We start from the raw sequence: 26,437 nt of genomic DNA on the forward strand, positions 1-26,437 counted from the left end.
CCAACTGCACGAAGCCGCTATCGGTCCAGCTCGCGATAGCGGCGGAAGATGCCCTGCTCGTTGAAGGGAATGCGGCGCTCGCTTGCGAGATAGGCTTGGATGTTGGGCCGTGCGGCGATGCGGTCGTGCAGGCCGACGAGGCCCGGGACATCCTTCTCGAACGCCTTCATGCGCTTGGGGAAAGCATAACGCAGCCCATCGACGAGCTGGAACAGCGAGAGGTCGACATAGGTCAGGCGCCGGCCCGTCACGTAAATGCCGCCGCTCCCGGCGAGGAGCCGCTCGAAATAGCCGAGATATTTCGGCACGCGCTCGTCCCAGAAGTCGGCCGTGCGCTTCTTCGCCGGCGCCTTCTGATCCTCATAATAGAGCGAGGGCCCGAGCGGATGATGGGTGTCGTGGATCTCGACGACGAAGTCGGTGATCGTGAGCTGAAGCTGGTGCACCCAGAGCCTGCCGGCTTCCGTCTTCGGCGCAAGCCCATGGCGGGAGCCGAGATAGAGCAGGATGTTGGCGGTCTGGCCGATGACGAGCTTGCCCGCTTTCAGGAACGGCGGCGCAAAGGGCGGCGTGCCCTTCTGCGCATCCATCATCTTCATCATCGCGGCCGATCCGCGCGGACCGCGCGCGACATCGACGTAAGCGGCACCCGCCTCCTCCAGCGCCAGCCGCACATATTCGCCGCGGCCCTGGATCTCGGGCCAGTAGTAGAGCTCGTATGTCATGGGGGGTCCGTGAGCGTGGAGGCGATCGGACCAATGTAGCACGTGGCTGAAGGTTCCGTCAGCGTGAGGCGGAACGGCGGTTCAACATACGCCGTCATTACGAGCGCAAGCGACTTGTCGGCCGAAGCCTTGGCGAAGGCGGAAGCAATCCAGAAATGCCTCCGCGGAGACACTCTGGATTGCTTCGTCGCAAGAGCTCCTCGCGATGACGAATGGAGAGAGCTCCGACGGTGGAGAGAACTCAGCGTCTCAATTCGCCGCGAAGCAGTACAGCAGACCATCGCCGCCGGTGGTCTTCAAATCGGCCTGCGAGCAGCCGCCGTCGGGACCGCGCGAGGGGTGAGAGCTATTCCAGGATTTCGAGGGTTCGTCGTCGCGCAGACCCCGGCGATCGAAATGGCCGACCATCGCGGCGCCTTGCGTGCTCGACGTCCAGTTCTTGCAGGTGCGATCGTCCGGCCCGGCGAACGCGGTGCCGTCCGGTTGCGATCCCGTGAGGATGTCGTGCCGGTTCGGCTGGTCGCCGGCACCATTGATGACCTCACCCTTTTCGCTGAGCGCGGTCTGCTTGGTGAGATTGTTCGTCGCGCCGTGCAGCTCGGCGAGGTCCTTGGCGATCACCGTGCCCTTGGCGTTCTGCCACGGCCCCTTGCCGATGCGATCCTTAGCGTTGACGGCAAGTTTGCCGTCGGCGGCCTGCGTCGAGAGATAGGCGCGCCAGGTCTTGGTGCCGGCCCCGGCGGCTTGTGCAAGCTTCTGGCATTGCGCGTCGGCTCCTTCGAGGCCGCCGAGATCGGCGCCCTTGCCGGGGCCGTTGGAGGTCACGAAGAAGGTCATGTCGGCCGACTGCGCTTGCGCCGATGGGGCAGCAAGCAAGACCATGGCCAGCGCAACACCGGAAATCGTCATGGATTTCTCGATACGGATCATCCTGTCCTCCCAACGTTGTTTTTGTTCGCCGCCTGACTTCAACCCGAGGCGCCCTCGCTTATTCCGATGCCGTGCTGCGAGAGGCCCAAAAGAAAAGGGCGCCGTGCCGAAGCACGACGCCCTGGTTCCTCATCTCGTCCGCGATCAGTTGGTCTGCTGAATCGCTGACAATTCCCAGCCTGTGCCCGGCCGGCGGGCGAAGGTCCAGATCTCGGTCGCCTCGCCCGGCTGCTCGCTGCCGGCGACGATTGCGCCGGTGTTGCGATCCACCGTCTTGTCGGTGAGCGCGAAGCGCAGCGCCACCGTGGCATAGTCGGTCTCGCCTTCGCGCCAGGCTTCCGCGAGGTCGCCCTGCAACAGCTTCACTTCCGTGACCTTGTTGACCACGTTGCGGGCGCGGTTCTGGGCGAGGTCCTGCTCGAAATAGGAGACCATTTCCGGCGTCGCGAGCGTGTGCAGCTTGGCCACGTCCTCGTTCGACCAGGCGGCCTGGACGTCGCCGAGCAGGCGCTCGAACGCCTCATAGTCGTCCGGCTTGATCTCGAGCGGCGCGTTGTTGGCGCCGAAGCCGAAGCCACCGAGGCCGCCACCAAGGCCACCACCGAGACCGCTGCGATAGTTCGTCTGCGGTCCGGGCGCTGCGCCGGCCTCAGCATTGGCGTAAGCCGCCCGCGGAGTGTGACGGCGCTGCCACCAGGACATTGCCAGCCGGACCACGAGCACCACCAGCGCGATCTGGATGATCAGGCCGATGATCGAGGACAGGCCGCCGAGGCCGCCGAACAGGCCGCCACCGAACAGCATGCCGAGCAGGCCGGCGCCGAGGAAGCCGGCCGCAAGGCCGCCCATGAAGCCGCCGGCGCGGCCAAACAGGCCGCCGCGCGCCGGCGCGGTCGCGGCCGAGTTCATGCCTGCGCCCGGCTGGGTGTAGGTGCGGTTGAACTGCGAGGCCGAGCCGGGTGCGGTCGTGGTCGACGGCGGCGCCGAATAGGAGCGCGTACCGCGCGAACCGGACGACATGCCGCCACCCGCGCGGGCGTCGGCCGACGAGATCGTCAGCGCGGTCGGCAGCGCAAGCGCCAGCACGACGGCGATCGTGTTGAAGAATTTCCGGGAGCGAAGCGAGAAAGTCATGTGCGTTTCCCAAATCCCCGGCATGGGGACGTGCCCCTAAGATGGTCAGACTTCCCGAAAAGTGAAGCCGGTTTCGGAACTTGCGGCTGCGGCCCTCAGTCGCGGGGATGTGGCAAAAGCCCATATATGACAGGGGTTTTACGGGAACCATTGGAGGATGCTTACCGCCGGGTTTACGACCCGATTTCCGCTTTTCCCCGGGTCCGCGAGCCGAGCTGGCCCACCAGCCGTCATTGCGAGGAGAGCGGCAGGTCTCACCCCTGCTTGGTCATCGTCTCCTTCACCGCCGCGACCAGCTGGCTGAGCGTGAAGGGCTTTGGCAGGAAGTCGAACTGCTGGCCTTCGGGCAGGCTCTTCTCGAAGGCATCCTCGGCATAGCCGGAGACGAAGATGAACTTGATGTCGGGGTTCTTCTCGCGCATGGCCTTCAACAGCGACGGGCCGTCCATCTCCGGCATGACGACGTCGGAGACGACGAGATCGATCGCGCCACTTTGCTCGTCCAGCACCTCCATGGCCTCGACGCCGTTCTCGGCCTCGACCACGGTGTAGCCGCGCGAGCGCAGGCCGCGGGCATTGAGCGCGCGCAGGCCCTCCTCGTCCTCGACCAGCAGGATGGTGCCCTGCCCGGTGAGGTCGGTACGCGGCTTCGCCTCTGCCGCCCCAGCGGGCGCGGCTTCCTTCGCGGCTCCGCTGGTCGCGCCGATTGCGGCTGCGGGCTGCTCGACCTGCACCTCCGGTTCGGCGATGTGGCGCGGCAGGAAGATGTGGAACGAGGTGCCCTGCCCCGGCTCGGAATCGACGTAGATGAAGCCGCCGGTCTGCTTGACGATGCCGTAGACGGTGGAGAGCCCGAGGCCCGTGCCCTTGCCGACCTCTTTGGTCGAGAAGAACGGCTCGAAGATCTTGTCGCGGATGTCGGCGGGGATGCCGGTGCCGGTGTCGGCGACCTCGATGCGGACATAATCCGCGGCGGGCATGCCCTTGTAGGCGAGCTTGCCCGAATCGTCGCTGGTGACGTTGGCGGTGCGGATGATCAGCTTGCCGCCGTCAGGCATGGCGTCGCGCGCGTTCACCGCGAGGTTGACGATCACCTGCTCGAACTGGGAGACGTCGACCTTCACCGGCCAGAGGTCGCGGCCGTGGACGAGGTCGAGCTTGACCTTCTCGCCGATCAGCCGGCGCAGCAGCATGGTGAGATCGGACAGCGCGTCGCCGAGATCGAGCACCTGCGGCCGCAGCGTCTGCCGCCGCGAGAACGCCAGCAACTGCCGCACCAGGGTGGCGGCGCGCGTTGCGTTCTGCTTGATCTGCATGATGTCCTGGAACGACGGGTCGGTCGGCTTGTGCGCGTTCAGCAGGAAGTCGTTCGCCATCATGATGGCGGACAGCACGTTGTTGAAGTCGTGGGCGATGCCGCCGGCGAGCTGGCCGACCGTCTCCATCTTCTGCGACTGGTTGATCTGGTTTTCCAGCGCGCGCCGCTCGGTGGTCTCGAGCATGTGCACGATGGCGGCTTCCGCCTCGGTCTCGGCCGAATCGACCGGCGTCACGAAGAACTGGCCCCAGCGTTCCTTGGCCCCTTCCAGCGCCACCTCGACCGGCGCGATATCGGCCTTGCCTTCGGCGGCCTGGTTGATGGCCGCGATCAGGAGGTGCCGGTCGCGCGAATTGACCGCGCGGAAGATCGACTTGGAGGAGGTGTCGAGCCCCAGCGCCTGACTGAGCTTGGCGTAGCGCGCATTGGCGCGCACCACGTTGCCGGCGCGATCGACGGTCGCGATCGCCATCGGCGTGTGGTCGAAGAAGCGCATGAAGCGCACTTCGGCGGCACGATCAGGGTCGCTGCGCTCGTCGCGGGCGCGGCTGATCACGAGCGTGCGCGAGGGCCCCGGCGCGCCGTCGGCGCCGAAGGCGAGCTTGTGATAGAGCCGCACCGGCATGGTCTTGCCGGTGCGCATGCGCAGGTCGATGTCGAACACCTCGGTCTTCACCTCGCCCGGCACCGCCACGATCGAGGTCAAGAGCGAAGCGCCGTCGCCGGAGACGATATCGGTAAGCTTCAGGCCGCCGGAGCCGATCTCGGCGAGGTCGTAGTCGAGCCAGTTCGCCAATGTCGCGTTGACATAGGCGAGCTCGCCGGCCGGATTGACCGAGAAGAAGCCGCACGGGGCGTGATCGAGATATTCGATCGCGTGCTGGAGCTCCTGGAACACGTCCTCCTGGCGTTCGCGGTCGCGCGTGATGTCGGCGATCGACCACACCGCGTATTTCGCCTCGCGCTTGCCGGTGCCGAGCGGGCGCACGCGCATGCGCAGCCAGCGGCCCTGATTGCCGTCATGGCCGGAGATGCGCACCTCTTCCTGCTGCCGCTTGCCCTCGCGGGCGGCCTTGAGCAGCCGGAACACGGCTTCCGAGACGTCGGGATTGCCGATGAAGACGCGCTCGACGGGGCGCACGTCCTGCGGGCCGGTGGCGCCGGTCAGCGTCAGATAGGCAGCATTGGAGTAGACCACGTGTCCGCGCGCGTCGGTGACCGCGAGCCCGTCGAAGGCGTGATCGGAGATGCGGCCGATGACGGGATCGTCGAGATTGCGGTCGGCGAAGCGGATGATGCCGGCGGCGAAGGCGAACAGGTTGAACAGGCCGACCATCGCCAGCACGGCGAGGATACCGAGGATATAGGGCTGCGCCTGCGCGCGCCCGAGCGTCATCAGCCCGACGGCCACGGCGACGAGGCCGGCGGCCACCAGCAGCACCAGCGCAATGCTGCCCGAGCGCGGCGACGGCTCGTGCGCCGCAACGGGCTCGCGTGTGAGGTCGTGGTCGGTCTCGGCGGTCATTCTCGAGCTGGCGCAGCCTGTCGGCAGAGAATCAACGCGCCACCGGGCGCGTGGGGTCCTCCCTGCCTGAATCGGACCCTGAGGTGCAAGGGCAGCAGCGGCAAAAGGTACGCTGATTCCCAGATTACGGCCATTTCCGGTTCTTTTCGGGCATCTTATCCCCGCCCGGCGCTGAATCCGCGCTTCAGGCGCATGACGTAGCCGATGACTTCGGCGACGGCATGGTAGTGCTCGGTCGGGATCTCCTGGTCGATGTCCACTGTGGCGTAGAGCGCGCGGGCCAGCGGCACGTTCTCCACGATCGGGATGTCGTGCTCGCGCGCGATCTCCCGGATCTTGAAGGCGAGATTGTCGACGCCCTTGGCGACGCAGATCGGCGCGGTCATGCCGCGCTCGTAGGACAGCGCTACCGAATAGTGGGTTGGGTTGGTGATGATCACGGAGGCCTTGGGAACCGCCGCCATCATGCGCTTCTTGGCGCGCTGCTGCCGGAGTTGCCTGATCTTGCCTTTGATGTGGGGGTCGCCTTCGGACTGCTTGTACTCTTCCTTGATCTCCTGGAGCGACATCTTCTGCCGCTGGAACCAACTTCGGTACTGGAAGAAATAGTCGGCGATGGCGACGATCGCGAGCGCGGCGACCACCGCGCCGAGCAGTTGGATGGTCATGCTGGTGCTGGCGCCGAGCATGGCGGCCGGATCGAGCCTGACCATCGCCTCCATGCGGTGCCGCTCCGGCCACAGGATCATGGTCATGACCACGGCCAAGGCGACCAGCTTGCCGATGCCCTTGAGAAAATTGGCCGCTGCCTGTTTGCCGAAGATGCGTTTGAAGCCGGCGCCCGGCGAAATCTTGTTGAACTTGGGTTTCAGGGATTCGGCCGACCAAACCAGCCGGTGCTGCAGCATGTTGCCGGCGATGGCCGCCAGCACCAGCATCAACAGGGGCACGCCGATCGCGGCAAGAACGGCGAGCTCGATCTGCTGCATCAGCGCGAGCAGGGCCTTGCCGTCGGTCTTGATCATCCAGGAATTGGCAAGCAGGTTGCGCATCGGCGTCAGCAGCCCGCTGCCGACCGAGCCCGAGAAGGTGGAGACGACGAGCGTGCCGCCCGCCATCATGAACCAGGTGTTGATCTCCTGGCTCTTGGCGACGTCGCCGCGTTCGAGCGCATCGTCGAGGCGCTTTTGCGTCGGGTCTTCTGTTTGACTTTCGGGATCGTTGTCTTCCGCCACCGATCGATCCCCCTCACTTGAGCGGCATCATCTGGTGCATGACACCGATGAAGTAGTCGAGAAAGGTGCCCATCATCGCGGTGAGCACCACGGCAAGCACCAGGAAGCCCGCGAAGATCGACAGCGGCACGCCGACGAAATAGACCTGCATCTGCGGCATCAGCCGCGCCAGCACGCCCAGTCCGATATTGAAGACGAGGCCGAACACCAGGAACGGCCCGGAGAGCTGCAAGCCGAGACGGAACGCGGCGGCGAAGGCACGCGTCGCAAGCGAGGCGACGTCGCCGCTCGACACGGTCTCGCCCGGCGAGAAGATCGTGTAGCTGTCGTTCAGCGCCGCGATCACCAGATGATGGCTGTCGGTGGCAAACAGCAGCGTCACGCCCAGCATGGTCAGGAAGTTGCCGACCAGCACGCCCTGCTGGCCCTGCGTCGGATCGACCGAGGTGACGAAGCCGAGCCCCATCTGCTGCGCGATCACGGATCCCGCAACCTGGAGCGCCGACAACGTCACGCGCGCGGTCGCGCCGAGCACGATGCCGATCGCGATCTCATGCAGCATCAGCACCAGCAGCGGCGCCAGCGAGCCCATGTCGACCTGATAGGCGTTGCGATGCAGCGGCAGGATGATCAGCGTGAGCAACAGCGCGATCGACAGCTTGATCCGCGTCGGGATGTTGGTCTCGCCGAGGCCGGGCAGCAGCATCACCATCGCGCCGACCCGGGCGAAGGCGAGCATGAAGGAAGCGGCGAGCGCCGGCAGCAACGAGACGTCGATGCGCATAATTCACGCATAGTGCCTCAGCCGCCTATGATTCGCGACGATATCCGCAGCATGTGGGCGTGCATCGAATCGGCCATGAACGGCAGCGCCAACAGCATCGTGGCAAAGATCGCGAGGATCTTCGGCACGTAGATCAGCGTCTGCTCCTGGATCTGCGTCAGCGCCTGGAACAGCGACACGATGACGCCGACCACGAGGCCGACCACCATCAGCGGCGACGACACGATCACGATGGTCCAGATCGCATCGCGCGCGACGTCGAGGGTCTCGGGTCCGGTCATTTGGAGGTTCCGATGGGGTTAGAGGAAGGCGCGAGAAGCGAGTAGCGAATCGCGAGTAGCGAATGGTGGCCAGAGCTCGCCATTCGCCACTCGCCATTCGCTTCAAATCAGATCGGCATCTTCATGATGTCTTCATAGGCCGCGATGACGCGGTCGCGGACCGAGACCAGCGTGGACACCGCGACATCGGTGTCGGCGACCGCCGTAACCACGTCCATCACGTTGGCCTTGCCGGAGGCCATCGCCACCGTCTGCGCGTCGGACTTGCGACCGGATTCCACGACGCTGCCGACGGCGTCCTTCAGCAGCGCGGCGAAGGATTGCCCGTTCGGTTCGCTGCCCTTGCCGGCGCCGGTGCCGGTGTTCTCCAGCACGCGGGCGAGGCTGGCGTAAGCATTGGCGGCAATTGTCGGTGATGCCATGGCTCAAATGTCCTGTTCAGCTCTTGAGGATGTCGAGCGTGCGCTGGATCATCCGGCGCGTCGCACTGATGATGTTGAGGTTGGCCTCGTAGGACCGCTGCGCGTCGCGCATGTCGGTCATCTCGACCACCGAGTTCACGTTGGGATATTTGACGTTGCCGCTGGCATCCGCAGCCGGATTGTTCGGCTCGTATCGGACGCGGAAGGCGGACTGGTCGGGCTTGATCCTGCCGAGGGTGACGACCTGCGCGTCGAGCGTGCGGTCGAGCGCGGATGAGAAGGTCGGCACCTTGCGCCGGTAGGGATCGCCGCCGGCGGTCTGCGCCGTCGAGTCCGCATTCGCGATGTTCTCCGAGATCACCCGCATGCGGCCGGCCTGCGCGCGCAGGCCCGAGGTCGCGATTGCCATGGAGCGGGCGAAGTCGCTGCTGTCATTTGCCATGATCCGCCTCCTTTAGGGCCTAACCTTTGCCGATCGCGGTCTTGAGCAGGCGCAGGCTCTTCGAATAGAGCGAGGTCACCGCGGCGTAGTCCATCTGGTTGCTGGCGGCCTTCATCATCTCCTCCTCGAGATTGACGGCATTGCCGGCGGGGCGGGTCTCGAAACCCGCGTTCTTGTTCTGGTCGAAGGCGGAAGGGGCCCCCGACGGCGCCAAATGCGAGGCGCTGGTCCGGGTCAGGACCAAGGGCCCCATGGACCCCGTGACGGCGCCGGCCTTGTCGAACTTCGGCTCGACCAGGTCGCGCGGCCGGAATTTCGGCGTGTCGGAATTGGAGACGTTCTCGGACAGGACGCGCTGGCGCTCCTGATGCCACTGCATCTTGGTGCGAAGCACCGACAGTTCCGGAATATCGTTGATGGACATCGTCGCGGCTCCCTCCGCCCCGACGGACCCTAGGGACCGCCGCTAGGCAGAATTTGCCGCCTGTATGGTTAACAGCTGGTTAAGGACCGGTCGTGATGCATGTCCCCAGCCGAAACTGATTCTTGCGCCCCCGCGATTCGACGGCGCGAAAAGTGGCATTAACCCAACCGTTTGGCGAGACGTGCACAGGGCAAGAAGTCGTTTTGGATCGGGCGATTCATGGGTTATTAAGAGTTGGGGACGGCAAAACTTGCCGTGGAACGTTAAGAAATCGCAGTTTGGGGCATCGTCCGCCGGTGGTCGGCTCGACTGACCATGGGCACGAGAAAAGCGCCATTTGTCGGGGACAAGTATGCAAGGCAGCCCTATCACCTTCATCGTCGCGTTCATCGTCGTTCTGGCGTTGATCGGCGTCGCTGCATGGCTGGTTCGCCGATTCGCCGGAAGCCGCATCGGCGCCAACACCCAGCGCGGCCGGATGCCCCGCCTCGCCGTGATCGACGCCGCCGCGGTCGACGGCCGGCGCCGCCTGGTGCTGGTCCGGCGCGACAATGTCGAGCATCTGCTGATGATCGGCGGCCCGACCGACATCGTCGTCGAGCCCAACATCGTTCGCGCCGCGCCCAGCCGCGACCAGATTCCGCAACGTCCGAGTGCCGCCGAACCGCCGCGCCTTGCCCCCCTGCCCGATGCCGGCGGCTGGGCCGACGACGCGCCGCGGCCCGAGCTGCTCGATCATCCCGAGCCGCAAATGCCCGAGCCGCCGCCGCGGCCCGCGCGGCCATCCTTCGCCGACGAAGTGCGTCGGCCTGCGCCTGCACTGGCCGAACGCCGCAGCGAGCCGGCTCTGGGCGGCTTTACGCCGGAGCCGATCGCGCCACGTCCCGAGCGCGAACCGCGGCCCGAGCCGCTGCCGCCGCGCATCGCCCGCGGCGAGCCGCCGCTGATGCCGCGTCCGCCGCGCGGCAGTGAGCCGATGAAGATGCCGCCGGTGCGGGCCGAGCGCGCCGCGGCGCCACCGCCTCCTCCGCCCGTGCCGCAGGCTGCGCCCGTTCCGCCGCCGGCAGCGGCTGCCGCGCCCTCGAGCGCCGAGCAGAATCTCGCCGAAATGGCGCAGCGACTCGAGGCTGCCCTGCGCCGCCCGGCCGGGGAAACGGTCGCGCCTCCGGTTGCGCCCGAGCCGCCGCCCGCTCCGGCGCGCGCCGCCCGCAGCGAGCCGCCGGCACCGCCAGCTGCGCCGGCGAAGCCGGCTGCGGAAAAGACCAGCTTTGAAAATCTCGAAGACGAGATGGCCTCCCTGCTCGGCCGTCCGAAGCCATCTTCGTGAGGTTGCCCGCCCTCCCGCGTAGAGTTCTTTTCCTTTCTGTCCTGGTCGGCGCGGCTTCGCTCGCAATGCCGTCGCATGCCCAGGACATCAGCATCAATCTCGGCGGCGGCGCCGGTGGCGGCGGCGTCACCGAGCGCGCGATCCAGCTGATCGCGCTGCTCACGGTGCTCTCGATCGCCCCGTCGATCCTGATCATGATGACGTCGTTCACCCGCATCGTGGTGGTGCTGTCGCTGCTGCGCACCGCGATGGGCACTGCGACCGCCCCGCCGAACTCGGTGATCATCGCGCTCGCGATGTTCCTCACCTTCTTCGTGATGGGCCCGGTGCTGCAGAAATCCTACGACGAGGGCATCCGCCCGCTCGTCGCCAACCAGATCGGCGTCGAGGACGCGTTCCAGCGCGCCTCCGTGCCGCTGCGCGGCTTCATGCAGAAGAACGTGCGCGAAAAGGACCTGAAGCTGTTCCTGGATCTCTCCGGCGAGGCGCCGCCGGCCACGCCCGACGATCTCGCCTTACGCATCCTCGTCCCCGCCTTCATGATCTCCGAGCTGAAGCGCGCCTTCGAGATCGGCTTCCTGTTGTTCCTGCCGTTCCTGATCATAGACCTCGTCGTCGCCTCCGTGCTGATGTCGATGGGCATGATGATGCTGCCACCGGCGACGATCTCGCTGCCGTTCAAGCTGATCTTCTTCGTGCTGGTCGACGGCTGGTCGCTGGTGGCGGGGAGCCTGGTGCAGAGTTACGGGGGGTAAGGCTTCGTTCGCTGCTGCGTCCTTGCCGCTCTCAGTGGCAGCCCCCGCTCCCTCCTCATCATTGCGAGGAGCCCTTGCGACGAAGCAATCCAGACTGCCGCCGCGGAAAGAGTCTGGATTGCTTCGCTGCGCTCGCAATGACGAGTTTGTGGCGCGGTCACGGGCCGCGCTTCGCGCGGCACCGAGCTCTACCGCGTCATCTTGATCTGCCGCACGACCGGGATCGTGGGCAGCGAGCCGGTGTGGTCGCTCGTATCTTTGGCCTGCGGCGCGCCGGGCGCGCGGGCGGTGGCGTCGGGGAAGCGCTGCTTCATCTCGCGCAGGAAGCCGTCGAGCGTGTCGACGCTGGCAGCGAGCTTGGCGATCTCGGCGAATTCGGCGCTGGAGGCTGCGGCCGGCTTGCTCGCAATGTCGAAGGCGAGACGGTCGGTGCTCTCGCTCATCAGCGGGGCGTATTTCTCGCGGAAGCGCGATAGGCCGATCGAGTCGTCGGCGAGGGCGTAGCCGACGGCGGCGCGGATGATGTCGCTCTTCTCGACCGCATTGAGCGGCTTGAAGTCGCGGAAGCGGTCTCCGTAATAGAGCTCGATCTGCTCGGCGGACTCGCGCCAGCGCCGCGCCGCCCAGAAGATGTCGGAGCGCAGGCGGAGCACTTCCCGCCCGGCGACGTTGGAGACAATGTCGAGCGCAAGATCGTGACGGCCGACGTCGCTCTGCGCACGCGCCTCCAGCAGCAGGCGCTGCTGCCGGAGCTCCCCGGAGAGATCGCTGATGCGGCTCGCGCGCAGCGCGGTGATGGCCAAGTCGGGCTTGCGGTTGGCGAGATAGATCATGGCGAGGCGCGCGGCGACCTGGGCGCGCGCGGCGCCTTCGAGGCGATGATCGATCTGGTATTGCAGGAGCTCGGCGGCCTGATCGAGCAGATCGATCGAGGCGAGACGCTCGGCGAGACGGCGGATCAGCTCGTCGCCGCGGCGGCCGATCGGCGTCAGCTCGCGGAACTCGTAGAACATCCCGAGCGCCTCGACCGGCGGCAGCTCGTCGCCCTTCGGCCCGAGGAAGAGCTGCGTGAACAGCTCGGAGGCGAGATCCTGCGCCTGACGCGAGGCTTCGGCGTTCGGCTGCAGCCGCGTCGCGGTGCGCGCGGCGGTGAGCGCATCTCGGTAGCGCCCGTTCTCGGCATAGAGGCGCGACAGCATCTGCAGCGTCTTGACCTCGATCGCATCGCCGCGCCAGGTCATCGACAGCGTCTCGAGCTCGCGCAGCGCCTCGTCCTTGCCGATCTCGTCGCGCTTCTGACGCAGCGCGATCTCGAGCTGCTTGGCCTCGGCCGCAGCCGGACGGTCATTCGATGCGACCGCGAGCTTGTAATCGTCGAGCGCATCCTTGTCGTGGCCGAGCGCCTCGGCGAGCCGGCCGCGCAGCACGGCGAAGCCTGGCGCGGCCTCGGGCGGGACACCGACCACCTCGAGCTCGCTGCGGCGCTTGGAGGCGCCGGCATAGTCCTTCACCTCGAGGGATGCGCGCATCGCGTCCATCGTCACGATGCGCTGGATGTCGAGCGGCAGCGAGGCGATGGCGAATTCGACGTTCTTGAACTTTTCGCGCGCATCGGCCCATTTGCCCTGGCGCGCATAAGCGAGCGCCTTCCAGAGCTGGGCATCGTGGCTGTTGCCGATCACAGGATTGGCGAGATCCTTAAGCCCCTGCGCCGGCCGGCCGATCAGGATGTTGGCGATCGCATGCATGATCAGCGCGCCGCTCTCCTCTTTGTTGAGCGGATCGCTCAGCATTACGTCGGTCACGGCCTTGGCCTCGTGATACATGGCGCGCGACATGTAGAATTGCGCAAGATCGAGCCGCGGCAGCGAACGCAGCGCCGGCTCGACCGCCGAGATCGCCGTCATCAGTTCGCCCTGGCGCGCCATGAAGTTTTCCGACTGGCCCTTGCGCCAGCCTTCGGGACTGAAGATCGGGCGCACGGCGGTCGGCGCCCGCTCGGCCGAGATGTCGACCGGCGACAGGGTCAAGCCGCCCTTCTTGCCAAGAATCACCTTGTCGGAGCCGACCTCGACGCCGATCTCGTCGGAGTTCGGCCGGATCGCGATGCCGTGCGCGGATTCCAGCAGCGAGAGATCGACGAGGTCCTGCCGCTTGATGAAGCCGCGCACCGGCCGCAGCGCGGTGACGACATAGAGCGTGTCGCCGGCATCGGGATCGGTGAGCTTGTGCAGCTGGCCTGGATTGGCGAAGGGGATCGCGATATTGGCGAGCGCGGGATCGGTGATGTTGCGCGACATCATCAGCGGCAGCGGCGTCGCCTGGATCTTGTCGGCGAGCGTCAACATCCAGTTGGTCTCCTTGCCGACCTCCTCGCTCGTCAGCGAATAGACCAGGGGACGGGTGAGACGGATGCGCACCGCCTGCGCCTTGTCGAGCGGGACGCGGCCGACCTCGCCGATCATCGCGCCGCCCTTGGTGCGGATCGCCTCGACATCGACGGGCTTCGGCGTATCGAACACCAGCCACACGGTGTCGCCGCGGCGGAACGCCGCCGCCGGCGTTGCGACCTGAAACGGGAACGTCACGCGCAAGCCGTCGCTGTCGCGGCGCGCATCGACGCTGGCAATCGCGGGCGCGACCGGCACCTCCCCCGGCCCAGCCTTGGCAGCATCCTTGCCAGCATCCTTGGCGGCATCCTTGCCAGCATCCTTGCCAGCATCCTTGGCGGCATCCTTGACCGGTTCCTTCGCGACCTCCCTGGGCGCTTCGACGGGCGCAGCCGCAGCCGCCGGCGCCGGCTTCGCAGCTTCCTTGGGCGGTTGGGCCGCTTCGGCCGCGGGAGAGGCTGCCGGTTTCGGCGTTTCGGCGGGCGGCAGCGCGGCGGGCGCTTCCACCTTCACCTCGGGCTTGATGTCGATCCTGGCCTCGCGCGCGATCGTCTCGGACGTCGGCGGTGGGATCTCGCGATGGGCGTCCTTCTTCTCGGCGGCGGGCTTTTCCGGTGCAGGTGCAGGTGCAGCGGCAGCCGCCGGCCCGCGACCGACCGGCTTCATCTGCGCGATCGTCGCCTCGGGCGTTGCCGCCAACTTCCCCTTGTCGGGCTGGAAGGAGACGTCGACGACGTAGTTCTTCTCGTCGCGGAACGAATGCACGTCGGCATCGCCGATCAGCGCGATCTCGACATTGGTCTGGTCGATATCGGACTTCTGCTTGATCGAGGCGACGTTCGGCGGCGCGGCGAGGACCGCGTCCGCCAGGTCGAAATTGAGATTGGCGTTGAAGACGAGCGTCAGCTTCTGCTCGTTGAGCACGGAGGAGACGCCGACCCCGTCGGGCATCTCGAACACGAAGCGCACGAAGGTCGGCTGCACCGAGGCGCGCACGCGGATCGGCGGACGCTTCCTGGACTCCGCGGCGGCACGCTGGGCGCGCAGCGCACGCTCGGCCGCGCGTGCCCGCTCGGCAAGCTCCTTGACCACGTCCATGGGCAGGCTCGGCGGCGGCCCCTTCCAACCCTCGGGCAGCAGGTCGATGAAGGTGCGCTCGCCGGCGTTCATGGTGTTCACGGTGACGCGCCGCGCCAGCGACAGGCGGATGGCGCCGCCGTCAGGGTCGCGGCGGGCGGAATTGACGTAATCGGGCGCGCCTTCTGGAATGCGCTCGACGGGAACATCGACGGGCCGGTCGAAGCGGATGACGAGGATCGAGCCCGCGGTCGTCACCTCGGAGGGAACGTCCTCGCCGAGCTTGATGACGAGACGGGCAAAGCCGCCACCGGCTGAAAACGTCGCCTCGCCCCTGATCGGATCGGCCGCCCGGCCGGGCGCCGCAAGGCCAAGCAGGAGACAGGCCGCCAGCAAGGCCGCGGCGCGGGCGTGACGCGACAAGCCCCGCGCCGATGCGCGGGCTCGCGACACAAATCCAGCGGCAGCCTCTCGCGCCATTGGCGGCATTTCTTCCGGTTCGGCGGGCATGCCGGCACTGGCGCCGGCCCGTGCCGTCGACTGTAGGTCTCGCCAATTAAGGACTTGTTAATGCTATGTCTTGATTTGCGGGAACAGCATGCCGTGCCGGACGGAGCGGGGGCCGTTCCGCGAGTTTGAATTTGAGACGCAGGCGGTTAAGCAGTTGTTAACGGCTGCACGATGTCGCGGCCTGTCAGTCCCTTTGCGGCACCCCATAGCGGACAAAATCTTCGGCGATTCGGGCCTCGATCCTTCTGGCCGCCGAGATATCGCTATTGCCGCCGACTGTGTCGCCGAGCTTGAATCTGGCGACCCCGCGACCGTACAGCGCGCTCGCCAGCTTGGGGGCGTACCGCAGCGCCGCGTTGTAGTCGTCGATAGCCGCGGAGAGTTGTCCCATTTTCAGATTTATCAGGGCTCGCGAATCGTATGTCGCGGCGTTACCCGCTCCCGATCGAAGCACCATGTCGCAGTCCTCCATCGCGGCCTGCAAGGCGCCAAGGACGGCCCGGGCCCAACAGCGTCCGCTCCAAGCCGCCTCCAGCTTCGGGTCAAGGCGAATTGCTTCGTCATAGTCCTGCGCTGCACGGTCGTACGCATTCCTCTTCAAGAACGCTGCCGCACGGTTGGCAAAGGCAGTGGCATAGTTGGGGTTGAGCTTCAGCGCCTCTTGAAAAGCGCCAAGGGCAAGGTCGTGCGAGCCCGTCCTCAGATAGGCCACTCCGAGGTTGTTGAAGGCTTTCGCATAATTCGGGTTATGCCGGGTCGCTGCGACGAAATCCTTGATCGCGCCTTCGTAGTCGGCTTTGGCGCTATGGGCATTGCCCCTGTTGTTGTGGGCGACGGCAAAGCCATTTGTGCTCCCCTCGCCCGCATCGATAAAGGCCGTGCAGGCCTCGATGCGAGCTTCGGGCGAGACCCGATCTGACCCGTTACATAGCTCGATATTCTTGAGTGAGCTGCTCTTCTTCGACGTCTGCGCCAAGCCTGACGAACCGGAGAGTCCAACGATCAGAATGAGCATCCCTGCCCTGATGACACTGGCCCGTGCGATTTTCACACCAAGCGCCGAACTCCGCGAGCGAAACGAAGCACTCATGTTGCGTCTCTCTGCCGGGCCGGACGCTGCGCCGGCATCACGGCGGCTTCGGCCGAGCAAACTTCTCAGCATCCCCGACAGATAATGAGCCTGCGATTGGCGCTTCGATCGGGCTCCGGCGCCGCGCCGGCCGGCGGCTTCTTCAGGACCTTGCTTTTGCCCTCTTCGATCAGCGTCGAAAATTTGGCTGACCCGTCATCAGAAATCTCGATGTGCGGCGTCGTACCTCGGATCCCCAACGTGGCAACGGGCGTATCGACCTTCATATCGCCGGTCTTCGCAACATTGCCCGCAACAAAAGTGAACGTTCCCTTGGCAAGACTGAACAGGGTCGCGTTGGACTTGCCGGCCGGCTCATACACATAGTGATCCAGCACCATACGGGCGTTGCTCGATAAATTGAACGAGCTGCCGTCGCTAAGATTTATTCCGACCCGGCCGTCGTCTCCGGTCAGCACCACGTCGCCAAGATATACGGGATCACCCCTCTTGGCCTGGCCGGGCTCACTTGAGACATTCGCTTGAACGATCACTGCGCCCGCATGTTCGATCGTGACGGAGCCTGTGGCCGCCACCACCTTGCCAATCGGTTTGGAAGACGAGCTGGTGACGGCGGGCCCGGCGGAATCGATTTGCGCTTGAGCCGCACTCGGCAAGAAATTGGCAAGCGCCAAGACCAAGCCGGTCGCCAAAGCGGCTGTCGTAGGTCTGCACATGATCCGCCCTTTCCGAGAAGATCCTACCGCTAGCGGCGGCTCACTTCTTGAACCGCGAAGCGCCGCCGCAATAAATAAATTTCTTGTTTAATAATTTTAATCGTTCTAATTTACCGCGGCCCTACGGAAGCGGCCACAAATTAAATAAGCTCTCGTTTGTCAATTTAATCACTTTAGCGGGAGGGATATGCGCCGGGAATGGCATTACGCGCCGCCGTCCCCGCGCCATGCGTCTCTCTGGACCAGACTTGATGATTTCGGCGGGCAAGCCTTCGGCTGCCAGCGCCCAGGATATTTGTCCCTTGGCGAGGGCCGCCCCGAAAGACCATGGCAGCACGCCGAGCCTGAATCGATCACCCAGGCGAGGTCGAGCCATGTTGGTTGCATCCGATGTCCAGGTTGGCAATAGGGCCGCCGCGGCCCTGCCCGTCCAAATCATTGGCCATATTCATACAGCGATCGGCTGCGGCACGCTCGCGCGAGCCAGTGGCGTTGCCACACAGGCCGTAGCCGGCGCGCCTGTCTACCGGGCCGACGTGATAGAGACCGACGCCGACGGACAGATCACGATTCGCTTCATCGACGGTACTCTCTTCAACATCTCCTGCGACACGCGCCTGGCGCTGAGCGAATTCGTCTTCGACGTCGAAGGCACGTCACCTACAGCCCTGTTCGACGTGACCCGAGGCAGCTTCAGTTTCGTACCAGGTCGGCTGGCAGAAACCGGGTCTATCCAGCTGAATACGCCAATTGCAGGTATTCGCGCCCGGAGTCACGCGGGCGGTTTCGGAATGCTGACGCTTGCAGCATTGACTTTCTCGGTCGCGGAAAATGCCGAGGCCGCGGACCCGGACGTCACATTCCTGGATGACGACTCCATCACTTACAAGGACCTTGCGCACGGCGCCTTTGAGCTCGTGACCAAGGAGCCGATCCCACGGCACATCATCGTCGATGATCCCGGCGAAACGATCATCGTCAAGAAAGTGGGATCCACCATCAGTGTCAATCAGGTCGCGAACTCGGCCGCTCGCATGGACGAGTTGCGCGCCGCGCAGCAGGACGTGCTCGCCAATCTGGACGGACAGGGGCCGCATGGCTCGAGCACGCCTCCCTTCGTCAAAACCCAATCGCTGCAGCCGATCAATTTCATTCAGCCCGACGCGCCCTCGCTGCAGAATTTGCTGGCGCCTGTGTCGCCATTCGCCATTCCCGTTTTCGACCCCATACCGCCGACACTCAGCACCGGAGCGGGGCCGACCGAGCTCGATACGGTGGTGTTTGATACATTCACTGCGACGAGCGGAATCTTCGCTGCCAGCAGCACCAGCGGCAGCGCCAAGCTGACCTTTGGCGTCATAGGGGCAACCGCCGGCGAGACGGTCCTCGGCGGAGTGACATACGACCTGTCAAAGCCCGGTCCGTACGGAACGCTCTACGTCAACAGTACGAGCGGCGCCTACACGTTCGTGCCTGACAGCATCGCGATCAACGCGCTGAAGGCGCCCACGACCGACAGTTTCGTCATCACGGTTTCCGACGGCCTCAGTTCTGCGAGTCAGACGTTCACAGTCACCATCAACGGTGTCGACGACGCTGCAATCATCTCCGGCACCACGACCGGCTCGATCGTCGAGGCTGGCGGCATTGCCAATGGAACGCCCGGCACGCCGATTGCGACCGGCACGCTTTCCGATACCGACGTCGACGACCCACCAAATACGTTCACGGCCGTGAGTTCGCCAACGACGAGCACCGGCGGCTATGGCACCTTCACGATGACGGCTGCCGGCGTGTGGACCTACACCGTGGACAATTCGAACCTCGCAGTGCAGAGGCTCAATGCCGGCCAAACGCTAACCGACAGCTTCACGGTGACCACGATTGGAGGCACGCCCCAGGTGGTGACGATCACCATCCAGGGAGCCAGTGATGCAGCGGTCATCTCCGGCGACACGACCGGCGCCGTCATCGAGGCTGGCGGCGTCGCCAGTGCTAACCCCGGCACGCCCATCGCGACCGGCACCCTCACCGATACCGACGTGGACACGATCGCAAATGCATTCACGGCCGTCGGCTCGCCGACGCAGAGCGCCGCCGGCTACGGCACCTTCACCATGACGGCTGCCGGCGTGTGGACCTACACGCTCGACAACGCCAACGCTGCGGTGCAGGCGCTCAATACCGGCGAAACGCTGACCGACACGTTCACGGTGACCACTCTGGATGGAACCGCCCAAGTGGTGACGGTCACCATCCATGGCACCAACGATGCCGCCATCGTTTCCGGCACCACGACCGGTGCGGTGACCGAGGCCGGCGGCGTTGCCAATGCGACACCGGGCAGCCCGAGCGCAACCGGCACGCTGTTTGCCGCCGACGTCGACAATGCGTCCAATACCTTCACAGCAGTGAGTTCGCCCAAGGCAAGCACGAATGGTTATGGCACCTTTACGCTAACCGCCGCCGGCGCGTGGACCTACATGCTCGACAATGCGAGCGGCGCGGTGCAGGCGCTGAATGTCGGGGACACACTCACCGACAGTTTTACCGTCACGACCCTCGACGGCACGCCACAGGTGGTGACGATCACCATTCACGGCAGCAACGACGCGGCCCTCATTTCCGGCACCACGACCGGCTCAGTGACCGAGGCAGGAACCTTCTCGCCCGGCGCTCCCATCGCGACTGGCACGCTGACCGGTACCGACGTCGACAACGCGCCGAATACGTTCACCGCGATCTCTTCACCGACCGCGAGCGACGACGGATACGGCACCTTCACGATGACCGCAGCCGGCGCATGGACGTACACCCTCGACAACAACAATAGCGTGGTTGAGGCTCTCGATTCCGGCGACACCCTGACCGACACATTCACGGTGACCGCGATCGACGGTACCACGCAGACGGTGACCGTCGCCATTCATGGCGCCAGTGATGCCGACCCCAACGATTTTGACAACCTGGCCACCGGATCCGTCGTGATCTCCGATCCTCCGAACGTGTACGGAACGCCGGGGAGCGAAACCATCGCCGGCGGCGGCGACACAGGTCAGGTCATCTATGCGGGAGCCGGCAGTGATACGGTCAATGGGACCGGCAAGACGGACGTTCTCTATGGCGGCTCAGGCAATGACACGATCAAGGGCAACGATGGCAATGATGCCATCTACGGCGGCTCGGGAAACGATACGGTAAACGGCAACAACGGCGCCGATACCATAACCGGCGGATTTGGTGCGGACCAACTCACCGGCAGCAATGGCAACGATCGTTTCGCATATTTGTTCGTTGCCGATTCCCGTGCCGGTCAGTTCGACACCATCACCGACTTCGCATCGGGAGCGGACAGGATCGACCTGACCGCCTTTGGCGCGCTCGGGTTTGCCATCCTGGCGTTGAGCTCAACCAACACGACGGTGCCGCCACATACGATCGCCTGGATCTATGACAGCGCGTCGAACGAAACCATCGTGTACGTCAACTCAACGGACCAGACCCTGCACATCGGCGATTCCAGTCTGCTCGAAATCCATTTGCAGGGGATTGCAACCGTCGATGCCTCGGACTTCATCCTGGCGCCAGCGGCGCCTGTAGTGGCGGTCGCCAGCGAGCTGACCGACCTCACCGCAACCCTGCAGAGTGATGCGGCCGGGCTAATGACGATCACTTCCGAAATCTCGTCCGACTCCGGAAGCGGCGACGGCACGCTCCTCGCAGAGAGTCCGGACATCCAGTCAAGCGAGCCGCTCCACAACCTGGATACGCCTTCGGACCAGATCGAACAAACTGAATATTCGAGCATCTCCAGTTCGGACCCGATGCAAACGCCCTCGACCGAAACACTCGCTATTGTTGCGGTAGCTCCTTCGGGCAGCGGACCGTCTACGATGTCGCAATACGTCGCCGCACCGACGGAGGCCAGTTTTGTCTTCGACCACCTGGCCGGTCCCGACACAGCATTGCTGGCCAAAAGTGGCGCGATTGCTGGAAGCGGCCACATGCCTGACATTGCCATCGCCGCGCTGAATTTTGACCAGAATGCCGCCGAACAGCACGCCGGGCGCGGGCTTGCACCGGGGAACAATGCCGGGAATCACGGCGCCTCGCCTCAAGGAAACGCCGACGAGGCGGCGCATGCCCACGGTCGTGCCAACGATGGAATGGCAGAGGCGACGCTCAATCCGAGCCTTCTGAAGTCGTCGAGCGGAGGCGCCAACCATTCGCTTGCAAGCGAGACGCAGCAGCTCGGCGAGTCGTTCAAGTTCAAGGATAACGCTTCGCAGGGCTCACAGCACAGCGTCGTGCCGGATCATCTAGACCTCGCCGGTCATCCCGGCCACGCTGGAGGATTCCACGGGCTCGAACTGGCGTTCACGCCTGAACCATCTCCGCCCGATGTTGATCCGCCTCATGGCCGAAGTCCGGCTCACGGCCACGGCTTGCACGATCTGATCTTGTGACGCCCCGAGCCAATGGGCTCTTCAGTGTTGCGTCCCGGCGCCATCGGGCGCCGAGGAGCTCTCTTCGCCAAGAGAAGATTGATCATCGTTGCCGGCCTCGCCATCCGGCGGCGCGGCATGCTGATGGCTTAGCGCGGATGTCCATGCAGATGTCATCGCCGCTATGAGCATCCGGTTGACGGCCTCGATGACGCGTTCTGCTGCGGACGAGTAGTTCATGGCCTCCTCCTGCGCTGCCGACTGCGAATGACCGAAGCGTAGGACGGCGCCTTGAGCACCACTGTACGCCACTTCACACCTGCGCGCGTCAAGTCATCGCAGTCCCGGAGGATGCCGCCTGCCCCGGCTGCATCCGCCACGGGATTCTGATTTCCACCTTGACGGGTTGCTGAGCGCGCGCACTCACAACCTTCGGCTCGTTGCGGTTCGCGCGCGACTCTGAATCAGATGTGAATCTCGGCGATGCAAATCGCATTGGTTAGCTCTGGGGGTAATCAATGAGCGGAGAAGCCGGTTGCATTGTGTGTAGCAGAGCAAGAGCGGTCGTCGCGATCGTCCCGATTGCAAGAGGATATGCCCTGAAGACATATGAATGCGCCTGTTGCCACAGCACCCTGCAGCTCGTGACCCGCGTCTCAAAGGCGGCGCTGATCAAGCAGCAGGTCAATATCCTCGCCCAGATGGAGCAGCAGTTGCGCCCGCCTGTTCGCAGGGTGCAACAGGCCTTCGCGAATTAGGCGCACGAGGCATTTCTCTGGGCTTCAGTCGACAGCGCGCGGATTGAAAGCGCGCTTCTCCTCGAGCCCTCAATTCGGCTTTTGCGTCGGCTTGCCGTCGATCTTGGGCAATTCGCCGGCCGAGGCGGACTGATCGCCGCCGCCATTGGCGCGGCGGGCCATCTCGACGGTCAGCCGCTCGGCGGCTTCCGATGACATCAGGCCCAGGATGTCCGACATCTTGCGCGGCGCGATCGCCGAGGCGATCTCGATCAGCACGCCCATTTCGAGCCGGTCGAACACCCGCGCGGCATCCTTGGGCTTCATGCCCTCGTACATGGTCACGAGGCCCTTCATGCGCTGGGCTTCGGCGGCCTTTTGCTCGGCCTGGGTCGCGGAGATGCGGGTTTCCACCGCCTTCATCTCCTCGACCTTGGTCTCGATGCGCTTCTCGGCCGACTTGAGCAGGCTTTCGCGGATGTCGATCTCGCGCTGGCGCGCCTCGATCTCCTGACGCCGCGCCTGCAACCGTTCCAGGATCGCGCGCTCCGCGGCCGAGACCTGCGGCTGCCCCTCGTCGATCTTGACGACGGTGCCACCCTCCATCTTGGTCTCGGGCGCTGCCGGCTTAGGTGCTTCCTTCGGCGCAGGGGTCGAGCCGGTGATGTCGGGATCCTCGCGGCCGGTCGGGAAATTCAGGTTCTCTTCCGCCCAGGATTTCTTGCCCTGGTTCGGCTTGTAGTCGAAGACATAGCCGCCGTTGATCGCAAGGCCCGCCACCTTCAGCGTGGCGAGGCCGGCGACGGCGACCAGGACGACGGGAATGACGCGGATGTTACGAAATGACTTCATACCCAGGCTTCATGCGGCAAGGCCGTTGGATCGTCGGCGCTCGGAGAAGGCTTCGGCGGCCGCCGCCACTGCCTTCGCGGACGACGGCTTGGCCGCGGGCGCGGCGACCGTCTCCGGATTGGTGACGGGACGCGCGGCGATGGCGATCTTGGACAGGCGCCGCACCACGTTGTCGGCCTCGCCGAGCTGCTTGTAGAGCTGATCCGACATCTGCGTCGCGGCGGCGAGCTGGCTGCCGAGGTTCTCGTTGACGTCGCGCACGGCGAGCTTCAGCCCGCCGATCGCGCGCTCGGCGATCTCGGTCGCGGTGATCAGCTCGGCGATGACGGCCTTCAGCGAATGCTCGTCCGCCTTCAGCCGCCTCAAGCGCTTGTTGAGCGTGACGCAGTAGACGATCGTCAGCATCAGCAGGATAGCCACCAGCGTCTCGATCGCCATTCCCAGGGAGTGGTTCATGGGGCCTCCATCATCTTGTTCTGCTCGTCCACCTTCTCGAACATCGCAAGTGTCGTACTTGGCTTGCGCAAGGGTTTCGTCACACGGATCGCGACGCGGTCGCCGACCCGGCCCATCCGCCCCTCGGTCAGCGTGACGTCGCCGCAGCGCACGGTGACGTTGGCGTCGGCGCGCATGTCGAGCGGCAGCGTGTCGCCGACCTTGAGCCGCATCAGCTGCTTGAGCGGAATGTCGGCCTCGTAGAGCACGGCGTCGACGGCGATCTCGGCCTGCACGATCTCGGTGGCGAAGTGGCCCTCCCAGACCGGGTCGCGGCCGAACTTTTCGCCCATGAACATCTGGAGCAGGACGCCCCGGATCGGCTCGATGGTCGCGTAAGGCAGCAGCAGCTCGATGTTGCCGCCGCGGTCTTCCATGTCGATGCGCAGGCGCACCAGGATCGCGGCGTTGGCGGGCCGGCTGATCGCGGCGAAACGCGGATTGGTCTCGAGCCGATCGATCGAGAAGGTCACCGGCGACAGCGGCCGGAACGCCTGCTCGGCGTCGGCCAGCACCACCTCGACCAAGCGCTTGACCAGCTCGGTCTCGATCGTGGTGTAGGGCCGGCCCTCGATCCGCAGCTGGCTGGTGCCGCGGCGGCCGCCGAGCAGCACGTCGATCATCGAATAGATCAGGTTGGAATCGACCGTCGCCATGCCGAAGTTCTCCCACTCCTCGGCCTTGAAGACGGTGAGGACGGCGGGCAGCGGGATCGAGTTCATGTAGTCGCCGAAGCGCACCGAGGTGATGCGGTCGAGCGAGACTTCGACGTTGTCGGAGGTGAAATTGCGCAAGGAGGTCGTCATCAACCGCACCAGGCGGTCGAAGACGATTTCGAGCATCGGCAGGCGCTCGTAGGAGACCATCGCCGAATCGATGATCGCGCGGATGCCGGAATGGTCGTCGAGCGTGACGTCGCCGACGGTGAAGCCGAGGAGATTGTCGATCTCCTCCTGGGACAGCACCCGCTCGCCGGAATTCTTGCCGGTGCCGAGATCGCGGCTGCCGTCCTCGACCATGGCGGCCCATTGCAGGGCCATGGTCTCCGACAGCTCGTTCTCGGCGGCAGCCTTTGCCGCCTCGGCGGGATCCTCGCTGTCGAGCGAGGCCTCCCACTGGGCGGCAATTGCATCCTGGTCGACTTGGTCGTTGCCCGCCATGATCCCTAGCCCGTCATGCTCACTGGACCACGACTTCCTTGAACAGCACGGCGCTGACCTGGATCGGGGCGACCGCCGCGTTGACGCGCTTGGTCAGCTCCTCCTTGAGGCGGAAGATGCCGGCCGAACCGTTGAGGTCGGACGGACGCAGCTCGCGCACATAGGTCTGGAAGATGTCGGTCACGCGCGGCATCGTCGGCTTGATCGCCTCGATCTGCTTCTCTTCCTTCAGCTCCAGCACGATCTTCAGCCGCAGATATTGCACGCGCTCGCCGGGCGAGCCGGCGAGGTTGACCATGAGGTCGGGGACGTCGACGAAGGCCGGCGGCTTCGGCGGCGGCGCGGCCTCGGCATGATGCTCGGCATCGCCATGACGGAAGAAGAAGAACCAGGTCGCAGCACCGCCGCCGAGCACGGCCAGCACACCGACGACCATGATGATGAGCTTGAGCTTGTTCTTCGGCGGAGCGGCTTCCGCGCCCTCGGCGGCTGCGCCGCCTTCCTCATTCTCTGCCATGATTGCCGCGCCCGTTCATCTCTCAAAGGGGTCGAAAGAGCGAAGCCTCCTGGCAGACAACGACGCGATACGAATGCCCCAGCGCAATGCGCTCCTCTGATGCGCAAACGCTACGGTAATAATGGTTAACGGAATCTTTCGATTGGGCCTCCGGTAGGAAAAATCTGCCGGGCAAACATGGCTAACAGAACCTTTCTGCCCCCCGCCCGCGCCCTCCCAAAATCTGCAAATAATTGAAAACAAAAATCTTTTCTGGTTGGCACGGCTTTCGCTGAGAGAGGGCCGAGACCTCACGGCTTGGGAGAGCCCGACGGTCTCGATCACGGGATCCGCCAAGGCGCTTGGGAGAGCGAAATGGCAGATCCGCTCAGGGGAGATTTCCGATGCAGAACGCGCGTCTGATCGGCTTGTCACGGCAGATGACGTTGGAGCGGCAGATGGATGTCATCGCCAACAACGTCGCCAACGCCAACACCAACGGCTTCAAGTCCGACCACTCGCTGTTCGAGGAATATCTGAACTCGAACGCGCGTGAGGACAATTTCATCGGCCGCGACCGCAGGGTCTCCTATGTCCAGGACCGCGGCACCTTCCGCAACATCAGCCAGGGGCCGCTGGAGCCGACCAACAATCCGCTCGACATGGCGATCAACGGCGGCGCCTATTTCGCAGTGCAGGCCAATGGCGGCGAGTTCTATACCCGCGACGGCAAGTTCTCGCTCAACAGCACCGGCCAGCTCGTCACCGCCGACGGCAATCTCGTGCTTGGCAATGCCGGCCCGATCACCTTTCAGCCGACCGACCACGACATTAACGTCGCGCCCGACGGCACCGTCACGGTGCTCGAGGGCACGGCGCGGACCGACTCGATCCGCGGCAAGATCCGCATGGTCTCGTTCGACGATCCGGCCAAGCTGACCAAGCTCGGCGCCAATCTCTATGCCGCCGGCTCGGCGAACCAGCAGCCCGACACCAAGTCCACCCTGCAGCAGGGTTATGTCGAGAAGTCGAACGTGAATGCGGTCGGCGAGATGACCCGCATGGTCGAGGTGATGCGCAGCTACGCCGCGGTCGCCAACCTGCTGCAGCAGCAGAGCGACCTCCACAAATCGGCGATCGAGAAGCTCGCCGACGTTCCGGCCTGAT

At 64.9% G+C, this 26,437-nt stretch carries 22 protein-coding genes; 4 read left to right on the forward strand and 18 right to left on the reverse strand.

The annotated features are described in order from the left end of the window. Positions 1 to 17: 17 nt before the first annotated feature. From I6F09_RS07135 to flgB, 10 genes are all read right to left on the reverse strand, one after another. Positions 18 to 725: a glutathione S-transferase gene (locus I6F09_RS07135; RefSeq protein WP_036027902.1), complete on the reverse strand. Its 708-nt coding sequence runs from the start codon at positions 723 to 725 to the stop codon at positions 18 to 20. Positions 726 to 974: 249 nt separating this feature from the next. Beyond that, positions 975 to 1,655 carry a lectin gene (locus I6F09_RS07140; RefSeq protein ID WP_225187744.1) on the reverse strand — a complete coding sequence of 227 codons (681 nt, stop codon included), beginning with the start codon at positions 1,653 to 1,655 and terminating at the stop codon, positions 975 to 977. A 144-nt stretch (positions 1,656 to 1,799) separates the two neighbouring features. Beyond that, on the reverse strand, positions 1,800 to 2,813 hold the full coding sequence (locus tag I6F09_RS07145) for a TIM44-like domain-containing protein (protein WP_057030308.1): 1,014 nt from the start codon (positions 2,811 to 2,813) through the stop codon (positions 1,800 to 1,802). A gap of 230 nt (positions 2,814 to 3,043) precedes the next feature. Beyond that, on the reverse strand, positions 3,044 to 5,632 hold the full coding sequence (locus I6F09_RS07150; protein WP_225187745.1) for a PAS domain-containing protein: 2,589 nt from the start codon (positions 5,630 to 5,632) through the stop codon (positions 3,044 to 3,046). A gap of 155 nt (positions 5,633 to 5,787) precedes the next feature. Further along, entirely contained in the window at positions 5,788 to 6,867 is a 1,080-nt protein-coding gene (gene flhB, locus I6F09_RS07155) for a flagellar biosynthesis protein FlhB (protein ID WP_128264481.1), read from the reverse strand. Positions 6,868 to 6,880: 13 nt separating this feature from the next. Beyond that, positions 6,881 to 7,651 carry a flagellar biosynthetic protein FliR gene (fliR, locus tag I6F09_RS07160; RefSeq protein ID WP_027575944.1) on the reverse strand — a complete coding sequence of 257 codons (771 nt, stop codon included), beginning with the start codon at positions 7,649 to 7,651 and terminating at the stop codon, positions 6,881 to 6,883. 17 nt (positions 7,652 to 7,668) lie between these two features. Next, positions 7,669 to 7,932 (reverse strand): flagellar biosynthesis protein FliQ, encoded by a 264-nt coding sequence (gene fliQ, locus I6F09_RS07165; protein ID WP_025037372.1) that lies wholly within the window; start codon positions 7,930 to 7,932, stop codon positions 7,669 to 7,671. A 107-nt stretch (positions 7,933 to 8,039) separates the two neighbouring features. Then, positions 8,040 to 8,354, reverse strand: a complete 315-nt coding sequence (fliE, locus tag I6F09_RS07170; RefSeq protein WP_157280796.1) for a flagellar hook-basal body complex protein FliE — start codon at positions 8,352 to 8,354, stop codon at positions 8,040 to 8,042. A gap of 16 nt (positions 8,355 to 8,370) precedes the next feature. Further along, positions 8,371 to 8,796: a flagellar basal body rod protein FlgC gene (gene flgC / locus I6F09_RS07175; RefSeq protein WP_036013073.1), complete on the reverse strand. Its 426-nt coding sequence runs from the start codon at positions 8,794 to 8,796 to the stop codon at positions 8,371 to 8,373. A gap of 19 nt (positions 8,797 to 8,815) precedes the next feature. Then, the gene (gene flgB / locus I6F09_RS07180) at positions 8,816 to 9,220 is read right to left on the reverse strand and encodes a flagellar basal body rod protein FlgB (RefSeq protein WP_036013075.1); all 405 of its coding nucleotides are present in this window, start codon (positions 9,218 to 9,220) and stop codon (positions 8,816 to 8,818) included. A gap of 352 nt (positions 9,221 to 9,572) precedes the next feature. On the opposite strand from flgB, the gene I6F09_RS07185 reads away from it, so the two are divergent. Together I6F09_RS07185 and fliP are read left to right on the forward strand one after the other, a co-directional pair. Beyond that, the gene (locus I6F09_RS07185; protein ID WP_225124698.1) at positions 9,573 to 10,547 is read left to right on the forward strand and encodes a flagellar biosynthetic protein FliO; all 975 of its coding nucleotides are present in this window, start codon (positions 9,573 to 9,575) and stop codon (positions 10,545 to 10,547) included. After that, positions 10,544 to 11,302: a flagellar type III secretion system pore protein FliP gene (gene fliP, locus I6F09_RS07190; RefSeq protein WP_036027911.1), complete on the forward strand. Its 759-nt coding sequence runs from the start codon at positions 10,544 to 10,546 to the stop codon at positions 11,300 to 11,302. Before I6F09_RS07185 ends, fliP begins: the two co-directional genes overlap by 4 nt. 188 nt (positions 11,303 to 11,490) lie before the next feature. On the opposite strand, the gene I6F09_RS07195 is transcribed toward fliP, so the two are convergent. The 3 genes from I6F09_RS07195 to I6F09_RS07205 form a co-directional block, all read right to left on the reverse strand. Then, entirely contained in the window at positions 11,491 to 15,249 is a 3,759-nt protein-coding gene (locus I6F09_RS07195) for a tetratricopeptide repeat protein (RefSeq protein ID WP_225187746.1), read from the reverse strand. Between the two features lie 214 nt (positions 15,250 to 15,463). Then, entirely contained in the window at positions 15,464 to 16,369 is a 906-nt protein-coding gene (locus I6F09_RS07200; protein WP_225187747.1) for a tetratricopeptide repeat protein, read from the reverse strand. Positions 16,370 to 16,434: 65 nt separating this feature from the next. After that, complete coding sequence (locus tag I6F09_RS07205) at positions 16,435 to 17,061, reverse strand: FecR family protein (RefSeq protein WP_346730110.1); 627 nt, start codon at positions 17,059 to 17,061, stop codon at positions 16,435 to 16,437. A 398-nt stretch (positions 17,062 to 17,459) separates the two neighbouring features. Here I6F09_RS07205 and I6F09_RS07210 point away from each other — a divergent pair, with 398 nt between their 5' ends. Then, complete coding sequence (locus I6F09_RS07210) at positions 17,460 to 21,551, forward strand: VCBS domain-containing protein (RefSeq protein ID WP_225187749.1); 4,092 nt, start codon at positions 17,460 to 17,462, stop codon at positions 21,549 to 21,551. 21 nt (positions 21,552 to 21,572) lie between these two features. Here I6F09_RS07210 and I6F09_RS07215 read toward each other — a convergent pair whose 3' ends face one another. The 5 genes from I6F09_RS07215 to fliL all read right to left on the reverse strand — a co-directional run bounded on the left by I6F09_RS07215 (position 21,573) and on the right by fliL (position 25,291). Beyond that, the gene (locus tag I6F09_RS07215; protein WP_074448248.1) at positions 21,573 to 21,770 is read right to left on the reverse strand and encodes a hypothetical protein; all 198 of its coding nucleotides are present in this window, start codon (positions 21,768 to 21,770) and stop codon (positions 21,573 to 21,575) included. Between the two features lie 587 nt (positions 21,771 to 22,357). Next, a complete protein-coding gene (locus I6F09_RS07220; protein ID WP_036013086.1) occupies positions 22,358 to 23,119 on the reverse strand; it encodes a flagellar protein FlbB in 762 nt (253 codons plus the stop codon). 9 nt (positions 23,120 to 23,128) lie between these two features. Next, positions 23,129 to 23,575 carry a DUF6468 domain-containing protein gene (locus tag I6F09_RS07225; protein WP_057030304.1) on the reverse strand — a complete coding sequence of 149 codons (447 nt, stop codon included), beginning with the start codon at positions 23,573 to 23,575 and terminating at the stop codon, positions 23,129 to 23,131. Then, positions 23,572 to 24,774 carry a flagellar motor switch protein FliM gene (fliM, locus tag I6F09_RS07230; protein WP_036027916.1) on the reverse strand — a complete coding sequence of 401 codons (1,203 nt, stop codon included), beginning with the start codon at positions 24,772 to 24,774 and terminating at the stop codon, positions 23,572 to 23,574. The genes I6F09_RS07225 and fliM overlap by 4 nt, the downstream gene beginning before the upstream one ends. A gap of 19 nt (positions 24,775 to 24,793) precedes the next feature. Continuing rightward, positions 24,794 to 25,291 carry a flagellar basal body-associated protein FliL gene (gene fliL, locus I6F09_RS07235; RefSeq protein ID WP_157280803.1) on the reverse strand — a complete coding sequence of 166 codons (498 nt, stop codon included), beginning with the start codon at positions 25,289 to 25,291 and terminating at the stop codon, positions 24,794 to 24,796. A gap of 383 nt (positions 25,292 to 25,674) precedes the next feature. On the opposite strand from fliL, the gene flgF reads away from it, so the two are divergent. Continuing rightward, positions 25,675 to 26,436, forward strand: a complete 762-nt coding sequence (flgF, locus tag I6F09_RS07240; protein ID WP_128264476.1) for a flagellar basal-body rod protein FlgF — start codon at positions 25,675 to 25,677, stop codon at positions 26,434 to 26,436. The last annotated feature ends 1 nt before the right edge of the window (position 26,437 follow it).

It is taken from the genome of Bradyrhizobium sp. IC3195, assembly GCF_020193585.1.
GTDB lineage: Bacteria > Pseudomonadota > Alphaproteobacteria > Rhizobiales > Xanthobacteraceae > Bradyrhizobium > Bradyrhizobium yuanmingense.

Coding starts and splice junctions, on each gene's coding strand:
- I6F09_RS07220 (WP_036013086.1), bottom strand. CDS start 23,119: ATGAAGTCATTTCGTAACATCCGCGTCATTCCCGTCGTCCTGGTCGCC.
- I6F09_RS07225 (WP_057030304.1), bottom strand. CDS start 23,575: ATGAACCACTCCCTGGGAATGGCGATCGAGACGCTGGTGGCTATCCTG.
- fliL (WP_157280803.1), bottom strand. CDS start 25,291: ATGGCAGAGAATGAGGAAGGCGGCGCAGCCGCCGAGGGCGCGGAAGCC.
- flgB (WP_036013075.1), bottom strand. CDS start 9,220: ATGTCCATCAACGATATTCCGGAACTGTCGGTGCTTCGCACCAAGATG.
- fliQ (WP_025037372.1), bottom strand. CDS start 7,932: ATGACCGGACCCGAGACCCTCGACGTCGCGCGCGATGCGATCTGGACC.
- fliM (WP_036027916.1), bottom strand. CDS start 24,774: ATGGCGGGCAACGACCAAGTCGACCAGGATGCAATTGCCGCCCAGTGG.
- I6F09_RS07135 (WP_036027902.1), bottom strand. CDS start 725: ATGACATACGAGCTCTACTACTGGCCCGAGATCCAGGGCCGCGGCGAA.
- fliE (WP_157280796.1), bottom strand. CDS start 8,354: ATGGCATCACCGACAATTGCCGCCAATGCTTACGCCAGCCTCGCCCGC.
- flgF (WP_128264476.1), top strand. CDS start 25,675: ATGCAGAACGCGCGTCTGATCGGCTTGTCACGGCAGATGACGTTGGAG.
- I6F09_RS07145 (WP_057030308.1), bottom strand. CDS start 2,813: ATGCCGGGGATTTGGGAAACGCACATGACTTTCTCGCTTCGCTCCCGG.
- I6F09_RS07185 (WP_225124698.1), top strand. CDS start 9,573: ATGCAAGGCAGCCCTATCACCTTCATCGTCGCGTTCATCGTCGTTCTG.
- I6F09_RS07210 (WP_225187749.1), top strand. CDS start 17,460: ATGTTGGTTGCATCCGATGTCCAGGTTGGCAATAGGGCCGCCGCGGCC.
- I6F09_RS07200 (WP_225187747.1), bottom strand. CDS start 16,369: ATGAGTGCTTCGTTTCGCTCGCGGAGTTCGGCGCTTGGTGTGAAAATC.
- I6F09_RS07140 (WP_225187744.1), bottom strand. CDS start 1,655: ATGATCCGTATCGAGAAATCCATGACGATTTCCGGTGTTGCGCTGGCC.
- flgC (WP_036013073.1), bottom strand. CDS start 8,796: ATGGCAAATGACAGCAGCGACTTCGCCCGCTCCATGGCAATCGCGACC.
- I6F09_RS07215 (WP_074448248.1), bottom strand. CDS start 21,770: ATGAACTACTCGTCCGCAGCAGAACGCGTCATCGAGGCCGTCAACCGG.
- I6F09_RS07150 (WP_225187745.1), bottom strand. CDS start 5,632: ATGACCGCCGAGACCGACCACGACCTCACACGCGAGCCCGTTGCGGCG.
- fliR (WP_027575944.1), bottom strand. CDS start 7,651: ATGCGCATCGACGTCTCGTTGCTGCCGGCGCTCGCCGCTTCCTTCATG.
- I6F09_RS07195 (WP_225187746.1), bottom strand. CDS start 15,249: ATGGCGCGAGAGGCTGCCGCTGGATTTGTGTCGCGAGCCCGCGCATCG.